Annotated in this window: 9 protein-coding genes, 1 pseudogene and 1 CRISPR repeat array (1 of these 11 running past the window's edge); of the genes and pseudogenes, 2 read left to right on the top strand and 8 right to left on the bottom strand. The window is 45.6% G+C overall.

Annotated features, from left to right (window positions below):
- Positions 1 to 2,120: a CRISPR direct-repeat array (repeat unit 47 nt; unit sequence ACTGTTTCCTATGGTTCAAAGATACTAAAATGAAAGCAAATCACAAC) (it extends 383 nt beyond the left edge of the window).
- A 254-nt stretch (positions 2,121 to 2,374) separates the two neighbouring features.
- The 5 genes from K6V21_RS00835 to K6V21_RS00815 form a co-directional block, all read right to left on the bottom strand.
- Complete coding sequence (locus tag K6V21_RS00835) at positions 2,375 to 3,148, bottom strand: prephenate dehydrogenase/arogenate dehydrogenase family protein (RefSeq protein WP_217712738.1); 774 nt, start codon at positions 3,146 to 3,148, stop codon at positions 2,375 to 2,377.
- A 96-nt stretch (positions 3,149 to 3,244) separates the two neighbouring features.
- Positions 3,245 to 4,312, bottom strand: coding sequence for a bifunctional 3-deoxy-7-phosphoheptulonate synthase/chorismate mutase type II (locus K6V21_RS00830; protein ID WP_007210090.1), 1,068 nt, complete (start codon positions 4,310 to 4,312; stop codon positions 3,245 to 3,247).
- Between the two features lie 215 nt (positions 4,313 to 4,527).
- Positions 4,528 to 5,709: a pyridoxal phosphate-dependent aminotransferase gene (locus tag K6V21_RS00825; protein WP_224320568.1), complete on the bottom strand. Its 1,182-nt coding sequence runs from the start codon at positions 5,707 to 5,709 to the stop codon at positions 4,528 to 4,530.
- Positions 5,684 to 6,532 (bottom strand): prephenate dehydratase, encoded by an 849-nt coding sequence (locus K6V21_RS00820; protein ID WP_224320567.1) that lies wholly within the window; start codon positions 6,530 to 6,532, stop codon positions 5,684 to 5,686. The genes K6V21_RS00825 and K6V21_RS00820 overlap by 26 nt, the downstream gene beginning before the upstream one ends.
- 326 nt (positions 6,533 to 6,858) lie before the next feature.
- Complete coding sequence (locus K6V21_RS00815) at positions 6,859 to 8,442, bottom strand: sulfatase family protein (protein ID WP_224320566.1); 1,584 nt, start codon at positions 8,440 to 8,442, stop codon at positions 6,859 to 6,861.
- A gap of 484 nt (positions 8,443 to 8,926) precedes the next feature.
- Between K6V21_RS00815 and K6V21_RS00810 the strand changes: the two genes are divergently transcribed.
- Positions 8,927 to 9,238 (top strand): hypothetical protein, encoded by a 312-nt coding sequence (locus K6V21_RS00810; protein WP_224322113.1) that lies wholly within the window; start codon positions 8,927 to 8,929, stop codon positions 9,236 to 9,238.
- A 9-nt stretch (positions 9,239 to 9,247) separates the two neighbouring features.
- Here the strand turns inward: K6V21_RS00810 and K6V21_RS00805 are convergent.
- Positions 9,248 to 9,436: pseudogene (locus K6V21_RS00805) on the bottom strand (cell filamentation protein Fic); the annotation flags it as partial.
- A gap of 694 nt (positions 9,437 to 10,130) precedes the next feature.
- On the opposite strand from K6V21_RS00805, the gene K6V21_RS00800 reads away from it, so the two are divergent.
- Positions 10,131 to 11,132 carry an IS110 family transposase gene (locus K6V21_RS00800; RefSeq protein ID WP_224318936.1) on the top strand — a complete coding sequence of 334 codons (1,002 nt, stop codon included), beginning with the start codon at positions 10,131 to 10,133 and terminating at the stop codon, positions 11,130 to 11,132.
- 168 nt (positions 11,133 to 11,300) lie between these two features.
- On the opposite strand, the gene K6V21_RS00795 is transcribed toward K6V21_RS00800, so the two are convergent.
- Both K6V21_RS00795 and iadA read right to left on the bottom strand, forming a co-directional pair.
- The gene (locus tag K6V21_RS00795) at positions 11,301 to 14,327 is read right to left on the bottom strand and encodes a M14 family metallopeptidase (RefSeq protein WP_224320565.1); all 3,027 of its coding nucleotides are present in this window, start codon (positions 14,325 to 14,327) and stop codon (positions 11,301 to 11,303) included.
- Positions 14,324 to 15,469, bottom strand: a complete 1,146-nt coding sequence (iadA, locus tag K6V21_RS00790; protein ID WP_224320564.1) for a beta-aspartyl-peptidase — start codon at positions 15,467 to 15,469, stop codon at positions 14,324 to 14,326. The genes K6V21_RS00795 and iadA overlap by 4 nt, the downstream gene beginning before the upstream one ends.
- Between the last annotated feature and the right edge of the window lie 9 nt (positions 15,470 to 15,478).

Raw genomic sequence — 15,478 nt, 5'->3', positions numbered from 1 at the left:
TACTGTTTCCTATGGTTCAAAGATACTAAAATGAAAGCAAATCACAACCTAACGGTTGACTTTCTGTAGCAGATTTACACTGTTTCCTATGGTTCAAAGATACTAAAATGAAAGCAAATCACAACTTAATCATCTGAATATCGAAGATGTCACCTACTGTTTCCTATGGTTCAAAGATACTAAAATGAAAGCAAATCACAACCTGTTAGTTTTGATTGACTTTCTTTTAATAACTGTTTCCTATGGTTCAAAGATACTAAAATGAAAGCAAATCACAACAGATGATTTTCCGAGGTACCAAAATGATAGACTGTTTCCTATGGTTCAAAGATACTAAAATGAAAGCAAATCACAACAATGGGGCTATTCGCACATCCAAGCATATCACTGTTTCCTATGGTTCAAAGATACTAAAATGAAAGCAAATCACAACGGGTAAGGGGATGGACCCTAATCTGGTAGACTGTTTCCTATGGTTCAAAGATACTAAAATGAAAGCAAATCACAACTGTAGTCTTTGACTTGCTCCATCGTGCAATACTGTTTCCTATGGTTCAAAGATACTAAAATGAAAGCAAATCACAACTAAATGGCTCTTCTTTGAATACAAATACTACTGTTTCCTATGGTTCAAAGATACTAAAATGAAAGCAAATCACAACGGCAATGTGGATGCTACTGATGACACTCAGACTGTTTCCTATGGTTCAAAGATACTAAAATGAAAGCAAATCACAACATATCATCCAAGTATTTCAAACGTTGCGTAACTGTTTCCTATGGTTCAAAGATACTAAAATGAAAGCAAATCACAACTGCTGAGGCTGTTTCTGTACACTTTTTGCAACTGTTTCCTATGGTTCAAAGATACTAAAATGAAAGCAAATCACAACTGGAGCATCTATGGATGAAATTATAATTTACTGTTTCCTATGGTTCAAAGATACTAAAATGAAAGCAAATCACAACGAATGGGCTGCAAACATCCCTTTGAGGGCAACTGTTTCCTATGGTTCAAAGATACTAAAATGAAAGCAAATCACAACGCAGCTATTTGAAATAGCAACGGACGTAAAACTGTTTCCTATGGTTCAAAGATACTAAAATGAAAGCAAATCACAACTGATCTGATTGCAGGACTAACATACTATCACTGTTTCCTATGGTTCAAAGATACTAAAATGAAAGCAAATCACAACTCTTTCATAATCTTTAAATTGTTATTATTTACTGTTTCCTATGGTTCAAAGATACTAAAATGAAAGCAAATCACAACCCGCCACGACCGGGGTGCGAGAGTGAGCCGACTGTTTCCTATGGTTCAAAGATACTAAAATGAAAGCAAATCACAACCAAGACCCGCTGACATAGTTAATTCTGCGACTGTTTCCTATGGTTCAAAGATACTAAAATGAAAGCAAATCACAACTCGGAGAAGGAAATTTTCAACAAGCTATCTACTGTTTCCTATGGTTCAAAGATACTAAAATGAAAGCAAATCACAACCCCCCGCCAATGTGTATTCTTCGGGACTACACTGTTTCCTATGGTTCAAAGATACTAAAATGAAAGCAAATCACAACTATTTTATCTGCATTAGAACGGGAACGAAACTGTTTCCTATGGTTCAAAGATACTAAAATGAAAGCAAATCACAACTTGCTTGGCTTCCTTCTTCCTGTAACATAACTGTTTCCTATGGTTCAAAGATACTAAAATGAAAGCAAATCACAACATCAGCATGAATATAGATGGCAGACTGCCGACTGTTTCCTATGGTTCAAAGATACTAAAATGAAAGCAAATCACAACTAGGTATGAGCTGTTATTATAAAATATTTGACTGTTTCCTATGGTTCAAAGATACTAAAATGAAAGCAAATCACAACCACTCTTGGTTGCTCCGTGCAGCAATTGCAACTGTTTCCTATGGTTCAAAGATACTAAAATGAAAGCAAATCACAACAGAAAGGTAGATGACCGTCTTATCCAATTAACTGTTTCCTATGGTTCAAAGATACTAAAATGAAAGCAAATCACAACTCATACGTGTATCTGCAAAATGCTTTTAAAACTGTTTCCTATGGTTCAAAGATACTAAAATGAAAGCAAATCACAACCCTTTTGGTTCTATCATTGGAAGTGTTGATACTGTTTCCTATGGTTCAAAAATACAAAAATGAGAAGCAAATTACAACAGAATTTCATATCATTCCTGCCAATATTTGACTATTTTCAATAATTTTAGAAATAAGTATGCCCCTACCTAATCCTAAATATCATCACCTCTCTTTATTAACGAATTGAAGAGAGAAGCCCCATTTCCTTTTCCGTACCTCCCCTCTCTTCAATTCCTTAATCTCACCTATTTATTCTATTTTATCTTTTCCCTAATCTTCGTCAGATACTGCTTCATCCCTTCCGCATCCTTCGTACTGATAATTTCCAGCAAATTCTTCAGCTCCAGACGAATATTTTCCACTTGCGAGGGAGTGCGCGGATTAAAGAGAATTTCCTGAAGCAAGTAATCATCCTCACTCAGCAAACCCTTAGCAATAGCCATGTGCTTTTTGAACGTAGTACCCGGAGCCTCCTGATGCTTCATTACCGCTGCAAAAACAAACGTAGAGACGAAAGGAATAGACAGAGAATAAGCTACCGTTTCATCATGCTCGTCGAAAGTATATTCGAAGATATTGAGGCGGAGCGTCTGGTAAAGGTCCTTGAAGAAAATTTTTCCCAGGTGGTCACCTTCACTGATGATGATAGCATTCTCGCTGCTCAGATTACTGAGGCTGGCAAACGTAGGACCAAACATCGGATGCGACGATACATAACGGAAGCCACTTTCCTCATAGAATTTCTTCAATCCCGTCTTCACCGAGGCAATATCACTGATGATACAATCCTTGGGTAGCATAGGTAGAACCTTGCGGAATGCGTCCAGCGTATATCTCACCGTGGCGGCATTGATTACCAACTCCGGTTCGAAGTCCTTTATCTCTTCCAACGTGGTGAAACGATACGTGTTGTAGACAAAACGCAACTGGTGCGGATTCACGTCGAACACTGCCGTTTCATGTTGGAAACTTAGAATATCTGTAAAGAAAGAGCCCATCTTGCCGGCTCCGAGTATTAAAATACGCATAAATTTAGTGTTATTAGCTACAAATTACGAGCTACAAGCTACGAGTATCCTGCGATATGATGGCGCAGCCACTGGTAGTTTGTAGCCTGTAGTTTGTCACTTATTAATTATTTCCATTTGTTGCCTCACACTCTCCTCGTGTATCAGCTCGAATACCTTCTTGATAAATTCCGAATCCACGCCCAGAAGCACACCTTGTGAACCGCGTTTGTCCAGAATTTCATTATAACGTCCCGTTTGCAGGATCGTCATATCATGTTCTTTCTTGAACGTACCGATTTCACGTGCCACACGCATACGCTTGGCAAGTTCCTGCATCAGGTTGTTGTCGCATTCGTCAATCTGCTTGCGCAGTTCGCTGAGGTTTTCCGTGGTCTGGGTCTCTTTACGGATGACGAGTAGGTTCAGGATGTAATCCAGTACGTCCGGAGTCACTTGCTGCGAAGCATCGCTCCATGCGCAGTCGGGGTTGCAGTGGCTTTCGATAATCAGACCGTTGAAACCGAGGTCCATCGCCTGCTGGCAAAGCGGTGCGATGAGTTCGCGCTTACCACCGATGTGGCTGGGGTCGCAGATGATCGGCAGGTTCGGGATGCGACGACGCAACTCGATGGGGATATGCCATTGCGGCAGATTGCGGTACAACTTCTTGTCGTAACTGCTGAAACCGCGGTGGATGGCTGCCAGGCGTTTCAGACCGGCATTGTTGATACGCTCCAGGGCACCGATCCAGAGTTCCAGATCCGGGTTTACCGGGTTCTTCACAAACACAGGAATATCCACACCCTTCAGTGCATCGGCAATTTCCTGCATGGCAAACGGGTTGGCAGTGGTGCGTGCGCCAATCCAAAGGATATCGATACCTGCTTTCAGACACTCGTATACATGCTTCGAAGTGGCTACTTCGGTAGAAACGTACATTCCGGTTTCTTTCTTCACCTCTTTCAGCCATGCCAGACCGTCTACGCCTACACCTTCGAAACCACCCGGTTTGGTACGCGGTTTCCAGATTCCTGCACGGAATATCTTCATTCCCTTTTCGGCCAGTTGCTTGGCGGTGCACATTACTTGTTCTTCTGTCTCGGCGCTGCAAGGACCTGCAATTACCATGGGACGTTTGTCCTCAATACCCGGCAGCAAAATCGATTCTAATTCAAGTTCCATATTCTTTTATTTTTGTTCAATTATATTTTTTGTTGTATAGATATTTTTCTGTGTCTCCTGAACCCTCTGCACCCCCGTCGATAAAGCCTTTCGAACGTGTTAATAAATACAGGCCTCGTTTTTTAAAAACGTTGCCCTTATTCTTTAAAAACGTCGGGCACGTTTTTTAAAACGGTGAGTGGCTTGTGTTACAAGACTTCTTTTTTGTAAACATATTACTTCATCTCCCTGATGCGTTTCAATGCTTCTTCCAATTTATGGTCTTTGCAGCAAAGCGAGATGCGGATATACCGTTTTCCGTTACTTCCGAAGATAAATCCCGGTGTGATGAACACGCGTGCGTTGTGCAACACCTTTTCGGTCAGTTCTTCCACGTCGGCACAGCTATCGGGAATTTTTCCCCAGAGGAACATACCTACCTGTTTTTCATCGTATGTACATCCCAGTGCATGCATGATTTCCCCTGCCAGATGGCGGCGGTTGCGATAGTTCTTGTTATTTCCGTCGTACCATTCCTGTTCGGCTTCCAAGGCGTTGGCGGCAGCCAGTTGCATGGCGCGGAACATACCGCTGTCGATGTTGCTCTTCACTTTCAGTATCCATTGCACAAAGTCGGCGTTGCTTGCCAGCATACCGATACGCCAGCCCGGCATATTGTGGCTCTTGCTCATGGAGTTGAACTCGATGCAACACTCCTTGGCGCCCGGCACACTGAGAATGCTGAGGGGGTGGTCGTTTAGGATGAAGCTGTACGGGTTATCGTTTACAATCACGATGTCCTTACGGCGTGCAAAATCTACCAGTTTTGCATAAAGTTCCGGGGTGGCGTTGGCTCCGGTCGGCATGTTCGGATAGTTGGTCCACATCAGTTTTACGCGGCTCATGTCCATCTTTTCCAGTTCGTCGAAGTCGGGCATCCAGCCGCTTTCCTCTTTCAGGTTGTAGTTGATGACTTCCGCGCCCAGTATCTTGCTCAATGAAGTATAAGTGGGGTAGCCCGGATTGGGGACTAGTACCTGTTCGCCTGGATTGACGAAGGCGAGTGTGACGTGCAGGATACCTTCTTTCGAACCGATGAGCGGCTGTATCTCGGTATTAGGATTCAACTCCACACCGTACCATTTTTTATACCAGGCGGCAAAGCTGCGGCGGAGTTCGGGGATGCCTACATAGGGCATATAGCCGTGTCCGTCAGGGTTTTGAGCTTCGCGGCACAGGGTCTGTATGGTTGTTTCCGAGGGAGGCATGTCGGGGCTGCCGATTCCGAGGCTGATTACGTCTTTTCCTTCGGCATTCATTTGTGCCACCTCTTTCAACTTCTTGGAGAAGTAGTATTCGCTCACGCTGGCCAACCGGTCGGCGGGCTTGATCTTAGATGTTTGATTTTCCGTCTGCATATTCGCCTAATATTTTAAGTTCTTTGGTTAGCGGTGTGATGGCCGCGATGGATTGTTTATATCTCAGTAGGTTGTCGAAAACAATGTCTACGTAAAATTGGTATTCCCATTCCCGTCCGATGATGGGCAGCGACTGTATCTTGGTCAGGTTGATGCTGTAGAATGAAAGGATGGACAGTACTTGCGAGAGGCTCCCTTCCGTGTGGGGCAGTGTGAATACCATGCTTGCCTTGTTGGTCTCCGGGTGCGGATGGCGGCGTATTTCGTCTACTTGCCAAGGATCGGCAACTACCAGAAAACGGGTGAAGTTGTGCTTGTTTGTTTCGATGCCTTCCTGCAACACCTTCATGCCGTAACGCTCGGCAGCGGCCTTGGAGCAAATGGCGGCGTGTCCTTTCAGGTTCTCCCGCTTGATGATTTCGGCGCTGAGGGCGGTGTCTTCCGCTTCCACTACTTTCATTTTCGGGTGTTGGGCAAGGAACTCGCGGCATTGCATCAGTGCGATGGGGTGGGAGTTGACTTCCGTCAGATCGTTCCAGTCCTCATCGGGCAGGCAGACAAAACTGTGTGATATGCGTAGTTTGTATTCGCCTATGATTTGTGTCCCGCTCTGCCGCAGCAACTCGTTGTTGTGCAACAGACTACCTGCAATGGTATTCTCTATTGCCAACATTCCTATGGTCTTGCTGTCCTTCTTCACGGCTGCAAACACGTCCTCAAAAGTAGCGCAACAGATTAACTCTATTTCTTCTCCTTCGAAGTACTTGTGTGCAGCGATGTCGTGATACGACCCTAATGTTCCTTGAATGGCTATTCTTTTCATACTGTTTCTTTAAAAAAAAATCCCGCTTCCATACAATGGAGCGGGATTAAGTATATTACTTTAGTTCTCTATTCAGTTCTTAAGCATCACTGTCACTTGACACATACAAACTCCCGCTCTACTTTCTGGCTAAAGTAAAAGTAAAAAAAGAAGTAATATGTATAAGTAAACAAATTCATACTTTCGTTTTCTTTTTGTTTTTAATTTCGTGGCAAAAGTAATACTTTTCTCTTATATGCAAGCAAAAAATGATATTTTTTTTATTTCTTCTTCAAAATTAGCTTTCAGACGAGTGCTTCCGTCTGTCTTTTTTTGCCGGAAATCTGTCAATCGTCGTGCATGATTCCCTTGATTTGCTCCCATTTGTTCACGGCATCGTTGGACTGTGCCTTGCCCGGAGTGCTACGGCCTTCGCGGATGTACTTTTGCAACAGGTCTTTCAGTTCGCTGACTATTTCGGGGTGCTTCTGATAGACATTTTTGCTTTCGGTGGGATCGTCTTTCATATTATAGAGTTGTATCGGTGGGAGCTGGGCAATGGCTTCCTTGTCCACACCCGGCTTGGGGTAGCTCCAACCGCCGGAACTGGGGGAACACAACAGTTTCCAGGCTCCTTTACGGATGGCAAATTCTCCGCGGATGGAGTGGTGCACGGTGGCTTCACGGATGGTTGGCGCGTGGTGCGGATTCCGGATGAGGGGAAGAATATTGTAGCTGTCTTCCGCTTCGTTATCTTTCAGGGTATAATGGTTGAGGGCGGCAAAAGAGGCGTAGAAGTCGTTGAGGCAGACGGTTTGCGCACAGGTGCCTCGACCTGCACCGTTGGCCCATTCCACGATGGTGGGCACGCGGTGACCGCCGTCGAAGAGGTCGGCTTTCATGCCTCGCCAGATGTAGTTGGCATGATGCCCTTTAGCTGCCATTTCGGGGATACCTCCGGCGGGAGAGCAACCGTTGTCGGTGGTGAAGACTACGATAGTATTGGAGTCTATGCCGTTGCGTTGCAGGGCTTCGCGCACTTGTCCCACTACATCGTCCACCATCAGGACGAAGTCGCCGTAATCACCCAGCCCGGTTTTTCCTTTGAAGGCTTCGGCGGGCAGGATGGGGGTATGAGGGGCGGGCAGGGGCAGATAGAGGAAGAAGGGGCGTTCGTTTTGCGCGTGGCGGTTGATGTACTCTACTGCGCGGTGGGTTAGGGTGGGCAGACAGTCCTGGTGGTCGAAGTCGTTGCCTATGGCGCCTGCACGCCAGAAGCCCGGTTTCTTTCCTGCGGGTACGGTGACTATTTGAGTGGTGGTGGGCTGGCGGTTTTCTATATAAACATAGGGGGCCATGTCGAGGGAGCCGCAGAAGCCGTAGAAATAGTCGAAGCCTAAGTCGGCAGGGCCGTTGGTGATGGGTTTAGAGTAGTCCACGTCTTCGTCGTTGAGGGCGTTGGCGTCAGGTTTCTCATGTCCCGGTTTCGTGCCCCAGTTCCAGCCTAAATGCCATTTGCCGATGCAGGCGGTGGTATATCCGTTTGCTTTCAGCATGGATGCCATGGTGTTGCGGGTGGTGGGGATGATAGGGCGGGAGTAACCGTAGAGTACACCGCTTTTGAGACTGGAACGCCAGTTGTAGCGTCCTGTGAGGATGCCGTAGCGGGTGGGGGTGCTGACGGCTGAACAGGAATGAGCATCGGTGAACATTACGCCGTTGGCGGCCATCTGGTCGATGTGGCGGGTTTGGATATGCGAGTCTTTGTTGTAGGCGGAGACATCTCCATAGCCCATGTCGTCGGCGAGGATGAAAATGATGTTCGGCTTTTGCTGGGATGCTGACTTCGTTTGTTCTGCGGTTTGCGCGGACACATGCTGTCCAAGGCAGAAGGGAACGGATAATAATCCGAGATAGGTGAGGTTTTTCATGATATGATGTTTTGGGTTTGATTTTACTTGGTTATTATGTACAAAATTAGCTGTTCGATGGAAAGGGCTTTATTAGTTCTGTCTCAAAAGTTTGAGATATTGTTGCAAATGCAGAGTGGTTATTATGAATTTAAACGAGGGAAGAATTCTGTTAATGTATTATTCTTTTTCTGATCCCATAAAAAAGCATTCTTCCTTTTGGCTATTCCCTGCAATTCATCTATCTTTGCATTAGCCGAAGAGAAATGCGGCGTGTTGAAGCTATTTTTGACAAGGAGAAAACTGGTAATTTTATTTAAGTCAAGAAACAGAACTTCAATAAAGATGTTTCACGCAGACTATATAGGGTCGGGCGTGCAAGCGTATTTATTGGTTCTGTGGGTATACCAGTACCTCTCCTTGGATAAATATGAACTATACGTCCGACTTCTTTTTGTATAAGGGGGATGAGGGCGATTTTAAATATTTAAAATCCGAAGAAGATATGAATACCCCGAAGGATGAAATGATAACAGAGGCCATCCACTGCATGATAGAACAGAGGAAACACGAGATATGGGAAGTGCTCTACCCATTAAGTATAAAATATGGTTTTACGCTCGACTCCGACTATGCCAGCATCAAGCTGGAACCTCCCTGTAAAGACTTTCCGGAAGAAAAATGCGGATGTAAAATACCGCTGGATTCCGTGTTCAGTGCCTTTGTGAAAGGTGATTTTCTGTATGTGATGTGCCGTGGGAAAGTGTATTTTATTCTCGATCTGGAAAGTGGTTTGTGGAGACTGTATTGTTTTTAGGAAGTTGCATTCATCATCTATTGCAAATACCTTTTGAATGTATTCATGTAATCGTTCGGTTGCCCAACGCCTGAAGCGTGTCGCTACCTGAGGTTGTTGCGTGAGCCACACATCGGTATCAGCAAACCGTACATTGACTTTGGGCACACCATTATCATTTTGGTAGATGATTATATTATTTTTATCATCAAACTCCATATAAATCTATTTCATATAATAATATCATAATTTGGGTTATTTATATAGCAAATATTATATACCGTTTTTAGACAAGGTAAAGATAGCAGCGATACTTTGGAATTCTACTATTTGTAAAGATGAAATTTATAGCTGTGATGTAAATTATGTCCAAATGTACTTTAGTTCATAACGGTGCAATAATGAGCTATATTCCCATTAGGACTGAACATACTTCCCACTACGACTGAACCCATTTCCCACTACGACTGAAAGCACTTCCCACTACGACTGAACTAGTGTTTCACTACGACCAATCTTAGTGGAACACCAAGTAGGCTATCACACAAGAAGTTACGTTCTTTAGTTCACTCCTACAGAATGCATATCGGAATGGTAATGAGTTTTCACCACAGAGTAACACAGAGTATCACGGAGTTCTATTCTTTTGATTTCAAATTGATTAAACTCTGTGAGACTCCTTTAGATTTGCATTACTAAAACTTAGGGTTGAAATATTACCTTTGTAGTTAATAAGAGTTAACCAAGGGAAGCGGGTGACCTATTGTGAGATCTAGGCAGAAGCCCTATACACAGAACTAGTCCTGCCTCCCTTTTCAGTTGAATCGTCCCAATTAGAATTTTAGGTCGTTGGCCTATTAAAGGATTTAGTGAGTTCAACCTATGGTTAACTTCAAATAAGTAATGCGAAGTTATGAAAAAGAAATGGTTTATTGGCATTGACATCAGTAAAAAAACACTTGATGTTGTTATTTACGATCCCGCAAAGAAACATGCGGATGAGACAAACTACAAGCAAGTCTCGAATAATAAAACGGGTTATCAAGCATTGTTTGCCTGGATGAAGCAGAAGCGTATTTCTCCTAAACAGACTGTCATCTGCTTGGAGAATACAGGCATTTACAGCTATGATTTATGTCTGTTTTTAGAGTCATGTAAACAAGATTACAGTTCTTTCACTCCTCTGGATTTAAAGCGTTCTCTGGGGCTTGTCCGTGGAAAGAATGACCGTGTGGATGCCGAGCGGATAGCTTACTACGGTTACTTGCATCGGGATGAATTGACCTATTCCAAACTTTCCGGCAGTGCTGTCCTTATCTTGCGTGACTTGTCGTCCGAAAGGAAACGCCTGGTTAAGCATCTGACTGAAAACAAGGGATTTATCACGGACAGAAAAGACCGGGAGTCCACCTCTACGAGCAGGCGGGCAGAAGAAATGGTTAAGATTCTGGAAAAACAAATTCAAAGCGTAGAAGATGAGATGCACGGGATTGTCAGCTCTGATCCGACTATGAACTTAAACTATCAGCTTCTTAACAGCATTAAAGGGATTGGTAGTGTTAATGCCATCAATACAATCATACATACTAATAATTTCAAGGCATTTGAAACCGCACGGCAATATGCCTGTTATCTGGGTATTGCCCCTTTTGAACATTCTTCAGGAACCAGTGTGAAAGGGAAAACAAGGGTATGTGCTACGGGAGCCAGACTATTGAAAGCGGATCTATCGCAGGCTGCAAGATCGGCCGTTGTATGGGATAAGGAACTCAAAGAGTATTATGAAAGGAAAAGAAAAGAGGGAAAAGAACATGGAGTAGTGCTGAATGCGGTAAAGTTTAAACTTGTGTGCAGAATGTTTGCAGTAGTCAGAAGAGGGACACCCTTTGTTGATTTAATCACGTATAAAGAATAAACGAGCAGGGAAGCATTACGCTCCACTACTCGTTTGGTTTTATTAACAGTGTTTTTAGACCGAATTATTTGCTCAGGTCTTAGAATTCTGTGTTACTCTGTGGTGAAAAGATTCATAACCCTACAAAAAAGAATTAATCGATTTGATGTGTAATGAATCGGAATGGAGTTAGAAACCTTTCCTGTATATCGGCAACTCTTTCCTCAACTCCGTATGAACCACTTCGAAATTGACAAAGCCATTCACGGACTCCGGTTCTAACAGCGTTACCGCAAGGTTCGCATTCTTCTGTGAAAGACGAATGATGAAACAACCTGCCGGGAAGCTCTTCTTTTCCTTTTCCATCCGTGTAGATACTGTGACTGGATAAATCTTTTCCCATTCCTTGGTAGCTTTCTTGTATCCGGTAACCATATACTTCTCTACGGTGGTTGTGAAGGGTTTTCCTATCTCTTCTACCTCTATTCCTAAAGCCCGCAATTTCTCTGCTTGCATCCGGCAGGTATCCGGCAGAATATATGCTTTGGGACGTTTGCGTACTAACTCAGCTTTCAGTTGAAGCGCATCGAAAGTAGGCAGAGGTTCCGTAAAACGTTCGTTCTTAGCAAGGTCAATAAAAGTAACGGGAAGCTCTGTCCGTGCAGATTGAAAAGTGACGAATATATCACTCTTTCCGCTGCAAGTCTCTTTCACTGCCTTTCGTATCTCACTTCTTACTTCTTTTGAATGAAGAGCCGTCGTTTCCAAAAGACTGCGGGATACCAGAAAACCACATTCTGCACGACGGGCAAAACATGCTCTTCCCAATCCTATTCCACGTATTTCTATGAACAGAGATACCGCATTGGTAAGCCCCTGAAACGTGGAACTGGATTGCGGGCTCTTGGCATCTTTCATTGCATACAAACTATCGCTCCTGACACTGGGGGTAAAGTAAAAGCCTGAATGATAACCGTTAGCCTCCAATGCCTTCTCTGCTTCTTCACGGAATAAGCCGTTGGAAAGTGTACGTATTCCGGCAGGGATATTCAAATGCCCGCTGGGTAGGAAAAGGACATCGGCGGCCGTAGCTGCTTTAGTACCCCGCAGCAATTCAAATTCCTTGCGGAAAGGATTGAATTCGTGGATGTCCAGCGCTATTTCGGGATTCCATTCCTTGTACGCTTTTTTAAGAAGAAGAGCCACCGGATCGGCAAGTTTACTTTGATCCCGGTTCAAATCATACCCACTACCCGATTTACGGCTTTGCATGGCATAACCATCTGTATTGGCTACGGGTACAAGCGCAAGAGAAACCTTTTTCAATAGTTCGGCACCTTCGGGCGTATTCAGTAAATAATCGACAAGCATACAGGTTGCTTCCGGTCCGGCAGGTTCGTTGCCATGCAGTCCTGCCTGTATCCAGACCCTTATTTTCTTTTTCTCGTTGGGAGTTCCGAAATAGAGCACGGGGATATCCCTGCCCTGTGGAGTCTTTCCTATATCGGACAGCGTAACCTTATCGGGATGCCTGTCGGCTAAATCCTTCAAATACCTGTTTATCTCGAACAAGGAAGCCAGACCTTCTTCAAGCGGCTTGCCGAGGGTGGGAGTGGAATATTGCTGTTCCGGTTCGGGATAGAAACGGCGGGCTACCTCTTCCGGTTGCACCGTGGGCTGGATATTCCAGAGAGAAGGGTTGCTGAATACGGTTTCTTGCGCAATGCGTTGCAGATAGAGCGCTTCCTCTTCGGGCAGTCCGGCATAATAAGTGCCTGTATAGGGTTTCTGAAAAAATACGCTACAGAATACATTGGCGACAAGATAAGAACCCTGTCGGGAAGGGTGGCTGTGATCGTTATTGTAAAGCGTGATGCTTGGATTTTCCGTGCGGACACGCTTCCAGGCGATGCCGACGGGGGCACACCAGGCATTCAGTTGCGCGGTCATCTCCAAATAACTTTCAGCCAGTCGTTGCTGCATTTCGGCATACGTGTTGATGTCGTGTCCCCAAGTCATGTAGAAAACGGTTTTTCCTTTCGGATTGTAGAGGCGGCGCAGGCTGTCGAGGGAGTGGGCAGGCTTGTACACATTCTCCCGCACCCATTCCTTTTCGCGGGCAGGCGCTTTACTTTGGTCTTGCAGGATGACGAAATCCCAGTTTCCTTCACGGATGGCATTCAGGGTTTCAGGGTTGGCAGCATGTTTCTTCAATGTCCAGCCGCCGTGTTCCACCAATTTTACCGAAAGCTTATGGCCGGTGGAGGCGGCAAGGGCCTGCACTTGTCGGACTAAACGGTTGTATTGCGTGTAGCTGTTGCCTATGAACAGTGCATGTAGGGAGTCTCCCAACATGACAGGAACGGCACGTCGGCCCATTTCGGTGGAGTGGTGTCCGATGCCCTGTTCTTCTATTTTCTGCCAGTTGCAGGGCCAGTTGTGTTCGGCGGCTATCCGGTGGAGGTATTGGTAGAACTGATTACCGCGCTCGTAACGGTTGCATCCCTGTGCTTCGGCTTCGGGAGTCTTCCTTAAATATGATTCGCGGATGGTATCTCCCGTAGCCAGTTGGAGGATAATCGGTTTGGCAAGATACTTCTTGATTGTTTCGGGGGTGACATACGGAATGTTGCGTACTCCGTAGGGAAAATCTTGCGAAGCATCGGGGAAAGTGTACCATCCCGGACTGCCGATAACAGCTTTCTCCACATACGGGCTGTCATGAAAAAGCATGAAACGCTGCACAAACTGCCCTCCGGCTGAGTGACCGTAAATCATATATCCTTTCCGTTCACTACCTGAAGATTGGCAGACGTACTCAAAGATTTTATCAACCAGTGCCGGCGTTCGCTTTTCAGCCGGACGTATCGTATGATCCTTGTCGTCCATGACACCGATTTCCTGATAATCGGGCAAAGGAAACCTTTCCAGATCGAAGTGTGGGATGAAAACCATGAATTTATGTTTCTCTGCCTCCTGCTTCCAGGCTTTGAGCAGATAGGTGAAACCGCGGTCGGCACCTTCAAAGACAAAGACAATGGGCATCCGGCGTACATCGCCCGAAGCCGGAATGTAATAGTGCACATCTACCGGACGGTCGGCAAAGGGAGGATAGTCTTTGTAGGTGAACTTGCTTTCACCTACGGGAAGCACGGAGGCGGCACGGAGTCCGGTGCCCAGAAAGACAATAGCAAGAAGTAGAATTAATCTTTTCATTCTTCATACCTCCCTTTTTTAATGACTTCCTTGTCTTTTAGGACGAGTTTGCCGCGTGCTATGACGTGTGTCAGTTGAAGTTCGGAACCAAGGAAACAAAGGTCGGCATCGAAACCGGTGGCTATTCTGCCTTTGGTGCGCAGTTTGAGATTGCGTGCCGGATTGCTGGTGATAAGGGTCAGTGCCTGTTCCAGAGGCAGAAGGCCTTCTTTTACGAGCAATGTCATCTCCTGCAAGTTGAGGTGCAGGGGAGCGGGGCGATAGGTTGTTTCTCCTGTTTCGGGATTGGTGCGGCGCACTCCGCCACGGCCGTCACTGGAGAAGGTGATGCGGTCGAGGGGTACATGGGCTTCGAGGGCTTTCATGACACAGCGATGGGGAGCGTCGAATTTGGTTCCTCCGGTGGAGAAATCTACCATACCACCCATGCAGGCAAATTCTACGGCTTGCCGGAATAAGGCTTCCGTGCGTATCAGGTGAGTAGGCGAGAGGTAGGAAATCAGCGTGGGATACTTGCGGGCGATATCCAGCAACGGGGCGATGCCGTCGGACAAGGCTCCCAGATGAATATGCAGAATACCTCCTTTGCCGGAAGTGAAACCGCCGAGGCGTACCTGGTTGATGAGGCGCAGTATCTCCAGTTCGGTGGGGAAAGCGCTGCGGTCGTCACTCATGGCAAGTTTGCAACCGATCACTTTGTCGATGAAGATGAGATCGTCGGCTACGCAGGACATCAGTGTTTTGGGAGGCAATCCGTAGAAACTGGTAAGCATGTAGGCACTGAGGCCGTCGTCTTCCAGGGCTTTGGTTTTGGCGTAAAGGGTGGTCAGTTCTTTTACGAAACCGTCCGTACCGAGTAGCCCTACCACGGTGGTGGTTCCACAAGCCACCAGTTCGCTCATGGAAACGTCGGGGACTAAGGAAGCATAGCCGGTTTGTCCGCCGCCACCGGTGATGTGAACGTGCTGGTCGATAAAGCCGGGGGTGACGGCGCACCCGCCGGCGTCTATGGTATCAAATGGAATACCGGTCAGTTCTATCTTCCGGTCTATGAGGGCTATTTTATCATCTGCCAGCAGAACGTCGTTCATGCCGAGATGCTCCGGAGAGTATAAGTTTGCATTTTTAATGAGTGTGAACATGATTCGGAG

The sequence above is a fragment of the Bacteroides cellulosilyticus genome (assembly GCF_020091405.1).
Lineage (GTDB): Bacteria > Bacteroidota > Bacteroidia > Bacteroidales > Bacteroidaceae > Bacteroides.
The sequence above is the reverse complement of the archived record's forward strand: the minus strand, read 5'-3'. Positions and strand labels throughout refer to the sequence as shown.

Excerpts from the sequence above, each read along its gene's own strand:
- K6V21_RS00835 (WP_217712738.1), bottom strand. The coding sequence starts at position 3,148 with ATGCGTATTTTAATACTCGGAGCCGGCAAGATGGGCTCTTTCTTTACA.
- K6V21_RS00830 (WP_007210090.1), bottom strand. The coding sequence starts at position 4,312 with ATGGAACTTGAATTAGAATCGATTTTGCTGCCGGGTATTGAGGACAAA.
- K6V21_RS00825 (WP_224320568.1), bottom strand. The coding sequence starts at position 5,709 with ATGCAGACGGAAAATCAAACATCTAAGATCAAGCCCGCCGACCGGTTG.
- K6V21_RS00820 (WP_224320567.1), bottom strand. The coding sequence starts at position 6,532 with ATGAAAAGAATAGCCATTCAAGGAACATTAGGGTCGTATCACGACATC.
- K6V21_RS00815 (WP_224320566.1), bottom strand. The coding sequence starts at position 8,442 with ATGAAAAACCTCACCTATCTCGGATTATTATCCGTTCCCTTCTGCCTT.
- K6V21_RS00810 (WP_224322113.1), top strand. The coding sequence starts at position 8,927 with ATGAATACCCCGAAGGATGAAATGATAACAGAGGCCATCCACTGCATG.
- K6V21_RS00800 (WP_224318936.1), top strand. The coding sequence starts at position 10,131 with ATGAAAAAGAAATGGTTTATTGGCATTGACATCAGTAAAAAAACACTT.
- K6V21_RS00795 (WP_224320565.1), bottom strand. The coding sequence starts at position 14,327 with ATGAAAAGATTAATTCTACTTCTTGCTATTGTCTTTCTGGGCACCGGA.
- iadA (WP_224320564.1), bottom strand. The coding sequence starts at position 15,469 with ATGTTCACACTCATTAAAAATGCAAACTTATACTCTCCGGAGCATCTC.